General features: G+C 58.9%; 17 protein-coding genes, 1 tRNA gene and 1 pseudogene. 15 read left to right on the top strand and 4 right to left on the bottom strand.

Annotated elements, in window-relative coordinates; translation table 11 throughout:
* Positions 1-119 precede the first annotated feature (119 nt).
* From ruvC to J2Y83_RS22660, 13 genes are all read left to right on the top strand, one after another.
* The gene (ruvC, locus tag J2Y83_RS22720) at positions 120-644 is read left to right on the top strand and encodes a crossover junction endodeoxyribonuclease RuvC (protein WP_247400516.1); all 525 of its coding nucleotides are present in this window, start codon (positions 120-122) and stop codon (positions 642-644) included.
* 67 nt (positions 645-711) lie between these two features.
* Positions 712-1,323 (top strand): Holliday junction branch migration protein RuvA, encoded by a 612-nt coding sequence (ruvA, locus tag J2Y83_RS22715; protein WP_253398460.1) that lies wholly within the window; start codon positions 712-714, stop codon positions 1,321-1,323.
* On the top strand, positions 1,324-2,382 hold the full coding sequence (ruvB, locus tag J2Y83_RS22710; protein ID WP_024077146.1) for a Holliday junction branch migration DNA helicase RuvB: 1,059 nt from the start codon (positions 1,324-1,326) through the stop codon (positions 2,380-2,382).
* 139 nt (positions 2,383-2,521) lie between these two features.
* On the top strand, positions 2,522-2,977 hold the full coding sequence (gene ybgC, locus J2Y83_RS22705; RefSeq protein ID WP_247400512.1) for a tol-pal system-associated acyl-CoA thioesterase: 456 nt from the start codon (positions 2,522-2,524) through the stop codon (positions 2,975-2,977).
* A 1-nt stretch (position 2,978) separates the two neighbouring features.
* The gene (gene tolQ, locus J2Y83_RS22700; RefSeq protein WP_017847129.1) at positions 2,979-3,674 is read left to right on the top strand and encodes a protein TolQ; all 696 of its coding nucleotides are present in this window, start codon (positions 2,979-2,981) and stop codon (positions 3,672-3,674) included.
* Positions 3,675-3,697: 23 nt separating this feature from the next.
* Entirely contained in the window at positions 3,698-4,150 is a 453-nt protein-coding gene (gene tolR, locus J2Y83_RS22695; protein ID WP_161630238.1) for a protein TolR, read from the top strand.
* Positions 4,150-5,223, top strand: a complete 1,074-nt coding sequence (tolA, locus tag J2Y83_RS22690; protein ID WP_017847130.1) for a cell envelope integrity protein TolA — start codon at positions 4,150-4,152, stop codon at positions 5,221-5,223. The genes tolR and tolA overlap by 1 nt, the downstream gene beginning before the upstream one ends.
* 17 nt (positions 5,224-5,240) lie before the next feature.
* Positions 5,241-6,521: a Tol-Pal system beta propeller repeat protein TolB gene (tolB, locus tag J2Y83_RS22685; RefSeq protein ID WP_174555573.1), complete on the top strand. Its 1,281-nt coding sequence runs from the start codon at positions 5,241-5,243 to the stop codon at positions 6,519-6,521.
* Positions 6,522-6,573: 52 nt separating this feature from the next.
* Positions 6,574-7,074, top strand: coding sequence for a peptidoglycan-associated lipoprotein Pal (gene pal, locus J2Y83_RS22680; RefSeq protein ID WP_003209827.1), 501 nt, complete (start codon positions 6,574-6,576; stop codon positions 7,072-7,074).
* Positions 7,075-7,080: 6 nt separating this feature from the next.
* The gene (ybgF, locus tag J2Y83_RS22675; RefSeq protein WP_046490075.1) at positions 7,081-7,905 is read left to right on the top strand and encodes a tol-pal system protein YbgF; all 825 of its coding nucleotides are present in this window, start codon (positions 7,081-7,083) and stop codon (positions 7,903-7,905) included.
* A gap of 164 nt (positions 7,906-8,069) precedes the next feature.
* Positions 8,070-8,717, top strand: coding sequence for a 7-carboxy-7-deazaguanine synthase QueE (queE, locus tag J2Y83_RS22670; RefSeq protein WP_017847133.1), 648 nt, complete (start codon positions 8,070-8,072; stop codon positions 8,715-8,717).
* Positions 8,718-8,733: 16 nt separating this feature from the next.
* Positions 8,734-9,408 carry a 7-cyano-7-deazaguanine synthase QueC gene (gene queC, locus J2Y83_RS22665; protein ID WP_253400435.1) on the top strand — a complete coding sequence of 225 codons (675 nt, stop codon included), beginning with the start codon at positions 8,734-8,736 and terminating at the stop codon, positions 9,406-9,408.
* 63 nt (positions 9,409-9,471) lie between these two features.
* Positions 9,472-9,547 (top strand) — tRNA-Lys (locus tag J2Y83_RS22660).
* Positions 9,548-9,724: 177 nt separating this feature from the next.
* Here the strand turns inward: J2Y83_RS22660 and J2Y83_RS22655 are convergent.
* A complete protein-coding gene (locus J2Y83_RS22655) occupies positions 9,725-9,913 on the bottom strand; it encodes a hypothetical protein (RefSeq protein ID WP_253398458.1) in 189 nt (62 codons plus the stop codon).
* Between the two features lie 451 nt (positions 9,914-10,364).
* Here J2Y83_RS22655 and J2Y83_RS22650 point away from each other — a divergent pair.
* A pseudogene (locus tag J2Y83_RS22650) lies at positions 10,365-10,508 on the top strand (lactate dehydrogenase); the annotation flags it as partial.
* Positions 10,509-10,698: 190 nt separating this feature from the next.
* The gene (nadA, locus tag J2Y83_RS22645; protein ID WP_247400491.1) at positions 10,699-11,757 is read left to right on the top strand and encodes a quinolinate synthase NadA; all 1,059 of its coding nucleotides are present in this window, start codon (positions 10,699-10,701) and stop codon (positions 11,755-11,757) included.
* A gap of 125 nt (positions 11,758-11,882) precedes the next feature.
* Here nadA and J2Y83_RS22640 read toward each other — a convergent pair whose 3' ends face one another.
* The 3 genes from J2Y83_RS22640 to gcvT form a co-directional block, all read right to left on the bottom strand.
* Complete coding sequence (locus tag J2Y83_RS22640) at positions 11,883-12,371, bottom strand: RDD family protein (protein ID WP_253398456.1); 489 nt, start codon at positions 12,369-12,371, stop codon at positions 11,883-11,885.
* A gap of 105 nt (positions 12,372-12,476) precedes the next feature.
* Positions 12,477-12,692, bottom strand: coding sequence for a cold-shock protein (locus J2Y83_RS22635; RefSeq protein WP_017847139.1), 216 nt, complete (start codon positions 12,690-12,692; stop codon positions 12,477-12,479).
* A gap of 388 nt (positions 12,693-13,080) precedes the next feature.
* A complete protein-coding gene (gcvT, locus tag J2Y83_RS22630) occupies positions 13,081-14,205 on the bottom strand; it encodes a glycine cleavage system aminomethyltransferase GcvT (RefSeq protein ID WP_253398454.1) in 1,125 nt (374 codons plus the stop codon).
* Positions 14,206-14,226: the final 21 nt, after the last annotated feature.

The following is a 14,226-nucleotide window of genomic DNA, read 5'->3' as shown; positions in this document are numbered from 1 at the left end:
CCGATGGTGGTGTGTCAGTCATTTATAAATCGACTGAACCACTGCCATCGGGAGCAAGCCCCCTCCCACATTGGATCTTCCCTGTATCAAAAATTGTGTTTACCCGACCTGCAGGCGTTATGACTTTAATCCTAGGTATCGACCCCGGTTCGCGCATCACCGGCTTTGGCGTGGTGCAACACACCCCGCGCGGCTGCGTGTATGTTGCCTCGGGCTGCATCCGCACTGGCTCGGGCGAGTTGGCCGAGCGCCTGCAGATCGTCTATCGCGGTGTGCGTGAAGTGATCCAGACCTACAAGCCGGTGACCATGGGGATCGAAAAGGTGTTCATGGCGAAAAACGCCGACTCGGCCCTCAAGCTCGGTCAGGCCCGTGGCGCCGCCATCGTGGCCGGTGCCGAAGAGGCCATGGAAATCGCCGAGTACACCGCCACCCAGGTCAAGCAGGCTGTGGTCGGCACCGGTGCGGCCAATAAAGAACAGGTGCAGATGATGGTCATGCACATGCTCAAGCTCACCGCCAAGCCGCAGATCGACGCCTCCGACGCCCTGGCCATCGCCATTTGCCACGCGCACACCCGTTCCAGCCTGCTGCCTCACGGCCTGGGGGCGGCACGCAGTCGTGGCGGGCGGCTACGTCTCTGATAGCATCGGCGCAATCGTTATTTCCGGTCAGGCCTCGATCTGACCCCAAGCCTTAAGGATTTGAACCGTGATTGGACGCTTGCGCGGCACCCTGGCTGAGAAACAGCCGCCGCACCTGATTCTGGATGTCAACGGGCTGGGGTATGAGCTGGAAGTGCCCATGACCACCCTGTATCGCCTTCCGTCGGTTGGCGAGCCATTGACCCTGCATACTCACCTTGTGGTGCGCGAAGATGCGCAACTGCTCTATGGCTTCATTGGCAAGCGTGACCGCGACTTCTTCCGCGAATTGATTCGCCTCAATGGCGTAGGGCCGAAACTGGCCCTGGCGCTGATGTCGAGCCTGGAAGTGGACGAACTGGTGCGCGCTGTTTCGGCCCAGGACACCTCGGCGCTGACCAAGGTGCCGGGGGTCGGCAAGAAAACCGCCGAACGCCTGCTGGTGGAGCTCAAGGACCGTTTCAAGGCCTGGGAAGTCGCCCCGAGCATGTTCGCCCTGGTGCCGAACCAGCCGAACCAGCCGGCGGGCCAGGTGGCCAGTGCCGAAAGCGATGCGGTCAGCGCGCTGATCTCCCTGGGCTACAAGCCGCAGGAAGCCAGCAAAGCGGTGTCGGCCATCAAGGACAAGAACCTGAGCAGCGAAGACATGATCCGCCGAGCCCTGAAGGGAATGATTTAAGTGATTGAAGCTGATCGTCTGATCGCGGCCACCGGCCCCCGTGACCGTGAAGAAATCCAGGATCGCGCCATCCGCCCCCTGAGCCTGGCCGACTACATCGGCCAGCCCACGGTGCGCGAGCAGATGGAGTTGTTCATCCAGGCTGCGCGTGGGCGCAGTGAATCCCTGGATCACACCTTGATCTTCGGCCCGCCGGGGTTGGGTAAAACCACCCTGGCCAACATCATCGCCCAGGAAATGGGGGTGTCGATCAAGTCCACCTCCGGCCCGGTGCTGGAGCGTCCGGGCGACCTGGCGGCGCTGCTGACCAACCTCGAACCGCACGACGTGCTGTTCATCGACGAAATCCACCGGCTGTCGCCCATCGTCGAGGAAGTGCTGTACCCGGCGATGGAAGACTTCCAGCTCGACATCATGATCGGTGAAGGCCCCGCGGCCCGCTCGATCAAGCTCGACCTGCCGCCGTTCACCCTGGTGGGCGCGACCACGCGCGCGGGCATGCTGACCAACCCGTTGCGAGACCGTTTCGGCATCGTCCAACGTCTAGAGTTCTATAGCACCGCAGACCTGGCGACCATCGTCAGCCGTTCGGCCGGCATTCTCGGCCTGCCCCTGGACCCCGAAGGCGCGTTTGAAATCGCCCGTCGGGCGCGGGGCACGCCACGGATCGCCAACCGTTTGCTGCGACGCGTGCGCGATTTTGCCGAAGTGCGGGCCAAGGGGCATATCACCAAGCCTGTGGCCGACCTGGCGTTGAACCTGCTGGACGTGGATGAGCACGGCTTCGATCACCAGGATCGACGGCTACTCCTGACCATGATCGAGAAGTTCGACGGTGGCCCGGTGGGCGTGGACAGCCTGGCGGCCGCCATCAGTGAAGAGCGCCATACCATTGAGGATGTGCTGGAACCGTACCTGATCCAGCAGGGCTACATCATGCGCACGCCGCGGGGCAGGGTGGTTACCCGGCATGCCTATTTGCACTTTGGGCTAAACATTCCGTCACGATTGGGCGAGATGCCTGTAGTAGACGAATTCCTCGATGCAGTGGACGATTAAAAGCGCTTTGTTCGTCGATTTATTCGAGGTTTGTGCTGTCCTAGTGGCTGGCGTCGTCATTCAGTCAGTGAAAATGTTTCAGCGAATGAAAAAACAGTTGCCTGAGCGGATTGGCAACCTGAGGAGTAAGCACTAGAGTATGCGCGCGCAAAATGGGGATCAGTCGTTCGCACATCGCTGTCGCGTTTATTACGAGGACACCGATGCTGGCGGCATCGTGTATTACGTCAACTACCTCAAGTTCATGGAGCGGGCTCGAACCGAGCGGCTACGGGAGTTGGGCTTTGCCCAATCCCAGCTGGCAGGAGAGGACCTGTTGTTTGTCGTGCATTCCAGCGAGGCGCGTTATTACGCACCCGCGCGATTGGACGATGAGCTGCTGGTCAGCGCTGAAGTAATCGAATTGAACCGGGTCAGCCTGCGCTTTAAACAGCAGGTCAGGCGGGCTACGGATGCAACGCTGCTCTGTGAGGGGCAGTTCCTGGTGGCGTGTGTGCGCACCAATAGTTTGAAACCTCGGGCCATTCCCGAAACTCTACGTGCGGCCTTTGCTGCCGTGAGCGGCGCGGGTAAACAATCAAAGCAGGAGATTTAGCGTGGAACCTACCGTCGTCGACCATTCCTCCATGTGGAGCCTGGTCAGTAATGCCAGTGTCGTGGTTCAACTGGTGATGCTGATCCTGTTAGCCGCATCGGTTACATCCTGGGTCATGATTTTTCAGCGCAGCAACCTGCTGCGTGCCGGTCGACGAGCCCTGGAGAGCTTCGAAGAGCGCTTCTGGTCGGGTATCGACCTGTCCAAACTGTATCGCCAGGCTGGCAGCAACCCTGACCCGGATTCGGGCGTCGAGCAGATCTTCCGTGCCGGCTTCAAGGAATTTTCCCGCCTGCGCCAGCAGCCGGGCGTCGACCCGGAAGCGGTCATGGAAGGCGTGGCCCGTGCCATGCGTGTGGCCATCTCCCGCGAAGAAGAGAAGCTGGAGCAGAGCCTGCCGTTCCTCGCCACCGTGGGTTCTGTCAGCCCGTACATCGGCCTGTTCGGTACCGTGTGGGGGATCATGAACTCCTTCCGCGGCCTGGCCCAGGCCCAACAAGCGACCCTGGCCACCGTGGCCCCGGGTATCGCCGAAGCCCTGGTCGCCACCGCGATCGGCCTGTTCGCTGCGATCCCGGCGGTAATCGCCTACAACCGCTTCGCCGCGCGCGGTGAAACCTTGATCAGCCGTTACTACACCTTCGCCGACGAATTCCAGGCGATCCTGCACCGTAAAGTGCACACCAGCGAAGAATAAGCAGGTAATTCCCAATGGCTTTAATCGCTCGAGCTCGCAAAAAGCGCAAGCCGGTCGCCGAGATGAACGTAGTGCCTTACATCGACGTGATGCTGGTGCTGCTGGTGATCTTCATGGTGACCGCGCCGATGCTCAATCAGGGCGTGAAGGTTGATCTGCCCAAGGTTTCCAGCGAAGCCTTGCCGCAAGACAACAACACTCAGGTCCTGACCATTTCGATCAAGGCTGACAAGACCTATTACTGGAACCTTGGCAGCGAAGTCGACACCCAGAAACAGCAGGACAAGGCCATGACCTTGCCGCAGATGACCGACGCCGTGACCAAGATCATCCGGTCCGGCAACGAGGGCGGCAAGCACACCCAGGTGTTCATTCGCGGCGATAAAGTCGTCGACTATGGCTCCGTCATGGGCGCCATGGGCGGGCTGCAGAAGGCCGGCGTCGGTAACGTTGGCTTGATTACCGAGGCGCCCTGATGCACCAACAGCGAGAGCCGTCCGCCTCGGAAAGCTACTTCTGGCCTAGCGTCTGGGCAATTGCCCTGCACGTCCTGGTGTTTGGCATGCTGTTCGTCAGCTTTGCCATGACCCCGGACCTGCCGCCAGCCAAGCCGATCGTGCAGGCGACCCTGTATCAGCTGAAATCGAAAAGTCAGGCCACCACCCAGACCAATCAGAAGATTGCGGGTGAGGCCCAGAAGTCGGCTGCGCGCCAGACTGAAGTCGAGCAGATGGAACAGAAGAAGGTCGAGCAGGAAGCGGTGAAGGCTGCTGCGGAACAAAAGAAAGAAGAGGCGGCTCAAAAGGCCGAGGAATCGAAAAAGGCTGACGAAGCGAAGAAGGCTGACGAGGCGAAAAAGGCTGATGAAGCCAAGAAAGCCGAGAAAGCTGCCGAAGCTAAAAAAGCCGAAGAGAAACAATTGGCTGATATAGCCAAGAAGAAATCTGAAGAAGAAGCCAAAAAAGCTGCCGAAGAAGAGGCCAAGAAAAAGGCCGCTGAAGACGCCAAGAAAAAGATAGTCGAAGACGCGAAGAAGAAAGCCGCCGAAGACGCCAAGAAAAAAGCTGAAGCAGACGAGGCGAAAAAGAAAATCGCCGACGACGCGAAGAAGAAAGCTGCCGCCGATGCCACCAAGAAAAAGGCCCAGGAAGCAGCGCGTAAATCCGCCGAAGAGAAAAAGGCCCAGGCCTTGGCAGATTTGCTCTCCGACACGCCGCAGCGTCAGCAAGCCTTGGCCGATGAGCGTGGCGATGAAGTCGCGGGCAGTTTCGACGACCTGATTCGGGCGCGGGCAGCAGAAGGTTGGACGCGTCCACCTTCGGCACGCAAAGGCATGACAGTAGTGCTGCAGATCGGCATGTTGCCGGACGGTACGGTGACCTCGGTCAGCGTGGCCAAGTCCAGTGGTGACGGTTCGTTCGACAGTTCGGCGGTCGCGGCGGTCAAGAATATTGGCCGGTTGACCGAGATGCAGGGAATGAAACCAAGCGACTTCGCTCCCTATCGTTCATTCAAGATGACATTCACACCTGAGGATTTAGCCTTGTGAGAAACCTTCTTCGAGGAATGCTTGTCGTTATTTGCTGTATGGCAGGGATAGCGGCGGCGGATGAAAAGAACATCCTGGTCACCAGCGGTAGCGATCGGGCCACCCCGATCGCTGTTGTACCGTTCGGCTGGCAGGGCGGCAGCGTGCTGCCGGACGACATGGCCCAGATCGTCAGCGACGACCTGCGCAACTCCGGTTATTACGCGCCGATTCCGAAAGGCAACATGATCAGCCAGCCGACCCAGGCCAGCGAAGTCATCTTCCGTGACTGGAAAGCCGTAGGCGCCCAGTACCTGATGGTCGGCAGCATCGTGCCGGCCGGCGGTCGCCTGCAGATCCAGTACACCTTGTTCAACGTGGCGACCGAGCAGCAGGTCTTGACCGGCAGCGTATCGGGCACCGCCGAGCAATTGCGAGACATGGCCCACTACATCTCGGATCAGTCGTTTGAAAAACTCACCGGTATCAAGGGTGCTTTCTCGACGCGTCTGCTTTATGTAACGGCTGAGCGTTTCTCCGTAGATAACACGCGCTACACGCTGCAGCGTTCCGACTATGATGGCGCGCGGGCGGTGACCTTGCTGCAATCGCGTGAGCCAATCCTGTCGCCGCGCTTCGCGCCGGACGGCAAGCGCATTGCCTACGTGTCCTTTGAACAGAGACGTCCGCGCATCTTCGTCCAGCACATCGATACTGGCCGTCGTGAGCAGATCACCAACTTCGAAGGCCTCAACGGTGCGCCAGCCTGGTCGCCGGATGGTTCGCGCCTGGCATTCGTGCTGTCCAAAGACGGCAACCCGGATATCTACGTGATGAACATGGCTTCGCGCCAGATCAGCCGCGTGACCAGCGGTCCTGGTATCAACACCGAACCGTTCTGGGGTAAAGATGGTTCGACCATCTATTTCACTTCCGACCGTGGCGGCAAGCCTCAAATTTATAAAACGAGCGTGGGTGGCGGTGGCGCGGAACGCGTGACCTTTATTGGTAACTACAACGCCAACCCTAAGCTTTCGGCTGATGAAAAGACGTTGGTGATGATTCACCGTCAGGATGGTTTCACTAATTTCCGGGTTGCGGCCCAGGATTTGCAGCGCGGAACCGTAAAAATCCTTACAGATACCAACCTTGATGAGTCAGCCACTGTTGCGCCCAACGGCACCATGGTAATCTACGCCACCCGCCAGCAGGGCCGGGGAGTCTTGATGCTCGTGTCCATTAATGGACGCGTAAGGCTCCCGCTTCCTACCGCACAAGGCGAAGTCAGAGAACCATCCTGGTCCCCTTACCTGAACTGACGCGGCGCTACATGATTTGCTTAACACACTGGGGTTCATTAGGAGTTTCACGATGGAAATGCTGAAGTTTGGTAAGTTTGCTGCTCTGGCTCTGGCTCTGTCCGTAGCCGTTGGTTGCTCGTCTAAAGGCGGCGACAATGCCGGTGAAGGCGCAGCTGTTGATCCAAACGCTGGTTACGGCGCTAACACTGGTGCAGTTGACGGCTCCCTGAGCGAAGAAGCTGCTCTGCGCGCAATCACCACTTTCTACTTCGAATACGACAGTTCGGACCTGAAACCAGAAGCCATGCGCGCTCTGGACGTTCACGCGAAAGACCTGAAAGCTAACGGCGCTCGCGTTGTTCTGGAAGGTAACACTGACGAACGTGGTACTCGCGAGTACAACATGGCACTGGGCGAGCGTCGTGCGAAAGCCGTTCAGCGCTACCTGGTACTGCAAGGTGTTGCTCCAGGCCAACTGGAACTGGTTTCCTACGGTAAAGAGCGTCCAGTTGCTACTGGCCACGACGAGCAGTCCTGGGCTCAAAACCGTCGCGTCGAACTGCGTAAGTAATTCGTCATGCGAACGTGCCGTCGTGCTCTAACTGTATTGGCTCTCAGCCTCGCGCCGCTTGCGGTGTGGGCTGCGGTTCCTGTGGAAGATAGCAACTCAGGCTATAACAATAGCGGGAGCAGTTATCCGCCAGCGGGTTATGGCACGAACGGCGCCTATGCTGGGGGGGCGGCTACGTCCGCTCCCTCGGCACAGGGCGAACTGTTCAACCAGCTGCAACGCATGCAGGATCAATTGTCGCAGCAACAAGGCGCCATTGAAGTTCTGCAGAATCAAGTGAACCAGCTGAAGCAAGAAGGCCTGGAGCGATACCAGGATCTTGATCGACGTATAGGAGCCGGCGTTACACCTGCCGCTACTCCTGATAATTCTTCTGCCGGTGGCGCGCCAAGTGCCGCCGCCGGTGGAGCAGCAGCAGGGGCCGCAGCCCCTGCTGCCAGCAGTGAACCGGGTGATCCGGCGAAGGAAAAACTGTATTACGACGCAGCCTTTGACCTGATCAAAGCCAAGGATTTCGATAAGGCCAGCAAGGCTTTTACCGCATTCCTCGGTCGTTACCCAAACAGTCAGTATGCGGGCAACGCCCAGTACTGGCTGGGTGAGGTAAACCTGGCAAAGGGTGATTTGCAGGGGGCAGGCCAGGCATTTGCCAAGGTCAGCCAGCTGTACCCCAAGCACGCTAAGGTGCCGGATTCACTGTACAAACTCGCTGACGTAGAACGCCGCCTGGGTCACACCGACAAGGTCAAAGGCATTCTGCAGCAGGTCGTTGCCCAGTATCCGGGGACTTCCGCTGCGCAGTTGGCTCAACGCGACCTGCAGCGCCTGTAAGCGATACAGTCCGTTTAGAAGAAACCCGCGCCTGGCGCGGGTTTTTTCGTTAGAATCCACGCCCTTTTATGAAACACGCTTCCTGGGGTTGACGCGTTGGCGCAATTCCTTGAAGTGCCTGACGGAGGCGGACAGCCTGTTTAGCTGTTACGCCCGTGGCGACTATGCAAGACACATTACGCATTACCGAAGTTTTTTACTCGTTACAGGGTGAAACGCGAACGGCCGGCCTGCCCACAGTGTTTGTGCGCCTGACCGGTTGCCCTCTGCGTTGCCAGTACTGTGACAGCGCCTACGCCTTCAGTGGCGGCACCGTGCGCACCCTTGAAGACATCCTGGAGCAGGTTGCCGGTTACCGGCCGCGCTACGTCTGCGTGACAGGCGGCGAGCCGTTGGCGCAACCCAACGCCATTCCCTTGCTCAAGCAGCTGTGTGACGCTGGTTACGAGGTGTCCCTGGAAACCAGCGGCGCCCTGGATATTTCCGCTGTGGACCCACGTGTGAGCCGAGTGGTCGACCTCAAGACCCCGGGCTCCAAAGAGGCGCATCGCAACCTCTACGAGAACCTGGACCTGCTGACAGCCAACGATCAGGTCAAGTTCGTGATCTGTTCGCGCGACGATTACGACTGGGCGAGCTCCAAGCTGATTCAGTATGGTTTGGACCGCCGCGCGGGCGAGGTGCTGTTCTCGCCAAGCCATCACGACCTGAACGCACGCGACCTGGCCGACTGGGTGGTGGCTGATAACCTGCCGGTCCGTCTGCAACTGCAGCTGCATAAATACCTTTGGAACGACGAGCCAGGACGCTGAAATGACCGACCAACCGATTGATCAAAAACGCGCAGTAATCCTGCTGTCCGGTGGCCTCGACTCCGCCACGGTGGTGGCCATGGCGCAGGCTGAAGGCTATACCTGCTACACCATGAGCTTTGACTACGGCCAGCGCCATCGCGCCGAGCTGAACGCCGCTGCCCGCATCGCCCGCGAAATGGGGGTGGCCGAGCACAAGGTCATTGGTCTGAACCTCAACGGCATCGGCGGCTCGGCCCTCACCGACAGCAGCATCGACGTGCCGGAAGCGCCCAGCGAAGGCATCCCGATCACCTATGTACCGGCGCGCAACACCGTGTTCCTGTCCCTGGCCCTCGGCTGGGCAGAAGTGCTGAATGCCCGCGATATCTTTATCGGCGTTAACGCGGTGGATTATTCCGGCTACCCGGACTGCCGCCCAGAGTTCGTCGAGTCGTTCGAGCGTATGGCCAACCTGGCGACCAAGGCCGGCGTAGAGGGGCAGGGCTTCCGTATCCTGGCGCCGCTGCAGAACCTCAGCAAGGCCGATATCGTGAAGGCTGGCGTAGGACTTGGCGTCGATTACTCGCTGACTGTTTCCTGCTATCAAGCAGACGATGACGGCCGCGCTTGTGGGAAATGCGACAGCTGCCGACTGCGCGCAGAAGGCTTCCAAGCGGCCGGAATTACGGACCCAACGCGTTATTTCTGATTTATTTCAAATAAGGTGTTGAATAATCCTTAGAAATCAGTATTATACGCGCCACAACACAGCGGGTCGTTAGCTCAGTTGGTAGAGCAGTTGGCTTTTAACCAATTGGTCGTAGGTTCGAATCCCACACGACCCACCATTTTTGGCGGTTTAGAAAATCCGGAAGGCCCACGCAAGTGAGGATTTCCGGGTTTTTTTTTGCCTTGTGAAAAGATCGCGCAACGTGGCATGTTCCACCGCACGCTATCCGCCTTCCGATGCTCAAACGCGGCTCAGCTTCCGCCTGCGTGCGTGCTGGCGCTGAGGTCGCTTCGACCTATTCCTCTCCCAGCGAGCGGCCCAGCCGGCCTTTGACGACCTTTTGCAGGAGTAAGGCCAACGTCTCAGTGGCGTAGGGCTTTTGCAGCAGCACAAAGCGCTTGGTTTCTTCCTGGGCGATGCACGCGTACCTCCCCCCACCAGCGATTTCCTTACGCACCGCACTGCTTTTGCTGTGGTAGGGCATTCGATAATGCCGGCACGTTCTGTACATATTCCTACGAGCGATCGCGCGGTATGTGTTGCGTTGACTTACAGCTCCTGAGTCTGCGCGATGCGGCAAAGAGGCAGTTTTTTGATATGGCTCTTTGCCACTTATTTCGGCTTTAATGCTGTCAATCGCGCGTATCTTGGCTAGATTGGAGGCTGCTAAGCTTTTAAGACACGGACAGTCACGACTACGCTAACTCCGATCATCCCTAGCAATCCCCTCATTGTTCGCGCTGCAGCCACACCGCTCGCCATTTCGGCGAACACTGTCAATGTCTCGCCGGTTCGACCTGCGTCGGTGGTCAGCCTCGGTAATCCGGCTGCCGATGTCGTTGATATCTACTCTCGAGACGGGCAGATGCCGGGTCGGGAAAGTGTGCGGGCCTGGGAAAATAGCAGCCAGGACGCCGTCAGCAAGATCATCAACTGATGGCAGTCGCGAATTGCAGAATTACCTGTATGTGCAAGTACAGGACAGGGCCAGCAGCACCGCGAGCTTTGCCTATAAAGACGGCCAATTGACCCGTGCTTCGGTCACACAGTCGGCTTCCCAGAATACCCACACGCAGAAGTAGGTGATGGCCAGATGCGTCGCGCCATGCCAGATTAGGCTTTTGAATCCATTCGATATTCTGTAGCCTTGCGCAGCTTCACCTTAACCCGTGCTTGATGACACATCACTTCGTCCGGCGGCGCCCGAAGGGCTCCAGAGCCGGTGGTACACTCGACTTTCGCGCAACGGCGCCTGCAGGTCTTGCGAACATGACGCAAATTTCCGAACGCCTTCTGGTTCAAGCCCACCTCGACGCCAAGCAGCCCAAGGCCCTCAGCGCCGAGGAAGAGGCCAGCCTGCGTACTGCCATCGCCGCCGAGCTGAAGGCTCAGGACGCGGTGCTGGTCGCCCACTTCTATTGCGACCCGGTGATTCAGGCCCTGGCCGAAGAAACCGGCGGCTGTGTCTCCGATTCCCTCGAAATGGCGCGCTTCGGCGCCGCCCACCCGGCCAAGACCGTACTGGTCGCCGGCGTGCGTTTCATGGGCGAGACCGCCAAAATTCTCACCCCCGAAAAACGCATCCTGATGCCGACCCTGGAAGCTACGTGCTCCCTCGACCTTGGCTGCCCGGTGGATGAGTTTTCGGCGTTCTGCGATCAGCACCCTGAGCGCACCGTGGTGGTGTATGCCAACACCTCGGCGGCGGTCAAGGCGCGGGCGGATTGGGTGGTGACCTCCAGTTGCGCACTGGAAATCGTCGAAAGCCTGATGGACAACGGCGAGACCATTATCTGGGGGCCGGACAAACACCTGGGCACTTACATTCAGCGCCAGACCGGTGCCGACATGCTGCTGTGGGACGGTGCCTGCATCGTCCACGAAGAGTTCAAATCCAAGCAGTTGGAAGACATGAAGGCGCTGTACCCGGATGCGGCGATCCTGGTCCACCCGGAATCCCCGACGTCGGTGATCGAGCTGGCGGATGCGGTGGGGTCCACCAGCCAACTGATTGCCGCTGCTCAGCGTTTACCGAACAAAACGTTCATCGTCGCCACCGATCGCGGCATTTTCTACAAGATGCAGCAGCTGTGCCCGGACAAGGTCTTCATCGAAGCGCCTACCGCCGGCAACGGCGCGGCGTGCCGCAGTTGCGCGCACTGCCCGTGGATGGCGATGAATACGTTGGAGCGCACGCTGCAGTGCCTGCGTGAGGGCAGTAACGAGATCTTCGTCGAGCCTTCGGTGATCCCGCAGGCTGTGCGCCCGCTCAAGCGCATGCTCGACTTCACCCAAGCGGCGCGCCTGAAGCTGGCCGGCAACGCCTGACCCGGTCGAACATGTGGGAGGGGGCTTGCCCCCGATAGCGGTAAATCAGTCGATGTATCTGGTGACTGACACTCCACTATCGGGAGCAAGCCCCCTCCCACATTTTGATCCGCACCAGCAGGGCGTTATTTTTTTTGCTTCGGAATCCGTACCAACTGCGTGTCCGAGTAGATGTCATGCCAGCTGCGTTTCTGCTTGTCGAACAGCGACCAGATAAACCCCAGCCCCACGCACAACCACGATGCGATCGACACCACAAAGCGCAACAGCGCCTGCCACAGGCTGATCCGCGAGCCGTCGGCGTTCTGTACGCGCACGCCCCACACCTGCATGCCCAGGGTCTGCCCGGAATGGGTCCAGAACTTGGCGAAGAAGCCAAACAGCACGAAGAACAGAATCGTCGACAGCAACGGGTCGCCGTCCAGCGTGCCGGATTCGGTGAGGGTACGCATTTTGGCTTCGCCCACGAACGCGATCCACACCAGCTTGTAGATAAAGGCCGTGACAATCAGCAGCGCAGTGCAGAGGAGGAAGTCATAGAACATCGCTGCCAGACGACGGCCCAGGCCAACGGCGGGAAATTCGCCTTGGGGGCTCAGCAGGGGTTTGGACATGGCCGGCTCTCTGAAGAAAAAAAGCATTTTACGGCGCAATGCCCTTACCGCGCCCATAAAAAAGCCCCTGATGTCACCATCAGGGGCTTTTTGTCGCAGGAGGGATCAGCCTTCGGCGATCACTTCGTCAGCCTGCATGCCTTTCTGGCCTTGCACGGCGACGAAAGACACTTTCTGGCCTTCTTTCAGGCTCTTGAAGCCGTTGCCCTGAATAGCGCGGAAATGCACGAACAGATCCGGACCGCTTTCTGGAGTGATAAAACCAAACCCTTTTTCGTCGTTGAACCACTTGACGGTACCGCTCTGACGTTTATCCGACATTTTCTTATTTCCTTGACGCTAAAAATGAATGACAGTCCCTTTCGCATGAAAGAGTACTGGGCTGGGTTGCAGGAAAGTAAGAGACGTCGAACGGGTTGTAGCAAACTTTGGCTACTGCCCAGGTCAGGTTTCAAGCGACCCATGCAAACACAGTGGACAAACTCTACGACAACTAATGCAGAAAAAACAAGCCCTGCAAAAAGCCCAGCTTTTGCTAGGCCTCATGACATTTCGTTGAATACTCATGTACCGACTTATTCGATAGAATTAGTCACTTGTTATAGGTTGATACCTATAACAATGACTATCGGAAATGCACTGTTTTATGGCGGTCGCGTTACAGTTTAGTGCGCGTTATTGCGACCGCGTTACTTATAGGAACAGTCAATCAGCCGCGGTAGTAACGTTGCGGCACAAATGGCATTTTACTTACACGTAGAGGCACCTTTTTCCCACGCACCAGTGCAGACACTTCGGTATCCAGCGCGGTGAACGCGCTGTTCAGGTAGGCCATCGCCAATGGGCCGCCGAGGCTTGGGCCAAAGCCGCCGCTGCAGACGCTGCCGATCACGGTGCCGTGTTCGTCGACGATTTCCGCACCTTCACGCACTGGCGTGCGCTCTTGAGGCAGCAGGCCGACACGTTTGCGGCTTACACCGGCTTGCTGCTGGGTAAAGATCCGGTCTGCGCCGGGAAAGCCGCCGGCACGTGCGCCGTCAGCGCGACGGGCCTTGGAGATCGCCCACAGCAGGCTGGCTTCGATCGGGGTGGTGTCGGTGTTCATATCGTGGCCGTACAGGCACAGGCCGGCTTCCAGGCGCAGCGAGTCGCGGGCGCCCAGGCCAATGGCCTGGACTTCGGTCTCGGCCAGCAGGCTGCGGGCCAGGCTTTCGGCGTGGGCGGCGGGCACCGAGATTTCAAAGCCGTCTTCACCGGTGTAGCCGGAGCGGCTGACGTAGCAGTCCACACCCAGCAGGCGCAGGGACGCGAATTGCATGAAGGTCATCTTGGTCACTTCAGGGGCCAGGCGCGCCAGTACTTTCACGGCTGCAGGGCCTTGCAGGGCGAGCAGGGCGCGTTCTTCGAACAACGGCTCGATGGTGCACTGGTCGCCAATTTTGGCGCGCAGGTGCGCCAGGTCCTGGTCCTTGCAGGCCGCGTTGACCACCAGGAACAGTTCGTCGTTACCCAGGTTGGCCACCATCAGGTCGTCGAGAATGCCGCCCTGGTCATTGGTGAACATGGCGTAGCGCTGCATGCCGACCGGCAGGTCGATGATATCCACCGGCACCAGGGTTTCCAGGGCCTTGGCGGCATTGGCGCCGGTCAGGCGGATCTGGCCCATGTGGGACACGTCGAACAGCCCGGCCTGATCACGGGTGTGCAGGTGTTCTTTCATCACGCCCAGCGGGTATTGCACCGGCATGTCGTAGCCGGCGAAGGGCACCATGCGCGCGCCGAGTTCGATGTGCAGCGCGTGCAATGGGGTTTTCAACAGGGTTTCGGTGGACATATTCAGCTCCTGAAAAACGTG

The organism is Pseudomonas marginalis, from assembly GCF_024169655.1.
Lineage (GTDB): Bacteria > Pseudomonadota > Gammaproteobacteria > Pseudomonadales > Pseudomonadaceae > Aquipseudomonas > Aquipseudomonas paraveronii.
The sequence above is the reverse complement of the archived record's forward strand: the minus strand, read 5'-3'. Positions and strand labels throughout refer to the sequence as shown.

What these genes read in the sequence shown, in the direction of transcription:
- queE (WP_017847133.1), top strand. Translation starts at nt 8,070, where the DNA reads ATGCAAGACACATTACGCATTACCGAAGTTTTTTACTCGTTACAGGGT.
- J2Y83_RS22635 (WP_017847139.1), bottom strand. Translation starts at nt 12,692, where the DNA reads ATGTCGGATAAACGTCAGAGCGGTACCGTCAAGTGGTTCAACGACGAA.
- gcvT (WP_253398454.1), bottom strand. Translation starts at nt 14,205, where the DNA reads ATGTCCACCGAAACCCTGTTGAAAACCCCATTGCACGCGCTGCACATC.
- ybgC (WP_247400512.1), top strand. Translation starts at nt 2,522, where the DNA reads ATGCGCGCGCAAAATGGGGATCAGTCGTTCGCACATCGCTGTCGCGTT.
- ybgF (WP_046490075.1), top strand. Translation starts at nt 7,081, where the DNA reads ATGCGAACGTGCCGTCGTGCTCTAACTGTATTGGCTCTCAGCCTCGCG.
- nadA (WP_247400491.1), top strand. Translation starts at nt 10,699, where the DNA reads ATGACGCAAATTTCCGAACGCCTTCTGGTTCAAGCCCACCTCGACGCC.
- tolB (WP_174555573.1), top strand. Translation starts at nt 5,241, where the DNA reads ATGCTTGTCGTTATTTGCTGTATGGCAGGGATAGCGGCGGCGGATGAA.
- tolA (WP_017847130.1), top strand. Translation starts at nt 4,150, where the DNA reads ATGCACCAACAGCGAGAGCCGTCCGCCTCGGAAAGCTACTTCTGGCCT.
- pal (WP_003209827.1), top strand. Translation starts at nt 6,574, where the DNA reads ATGGAAATGCTGAAGTTTGGTAAGTTTGCTGCTCTGGCTCTGGCTCTG.
- ruvC (WP_247400516.1), top strand. Translation starts at nt 120, where the DNA reads ATGACTTTAATCCTAGGTATCGACCCCGGTTCGCGCATCACCGGCTTT.
- J2Y83_RS22655 (WP_253398458.1), bottom strand. Translation starts at nt 9,913, where the DNA reads ATGCCCTACCACAGCAAAAGCAGTGCGGTGCGTAAGGAAATCGCTGGT.
- J2Y83_RS22640 (WP_253398456.1), bottom strand. Translation starts at nt 12,371, where the DNA reads ATGTCCAAACCCCTGCTGAGCCCCCAAGGCGAATTTCCCGCCGTTGGC.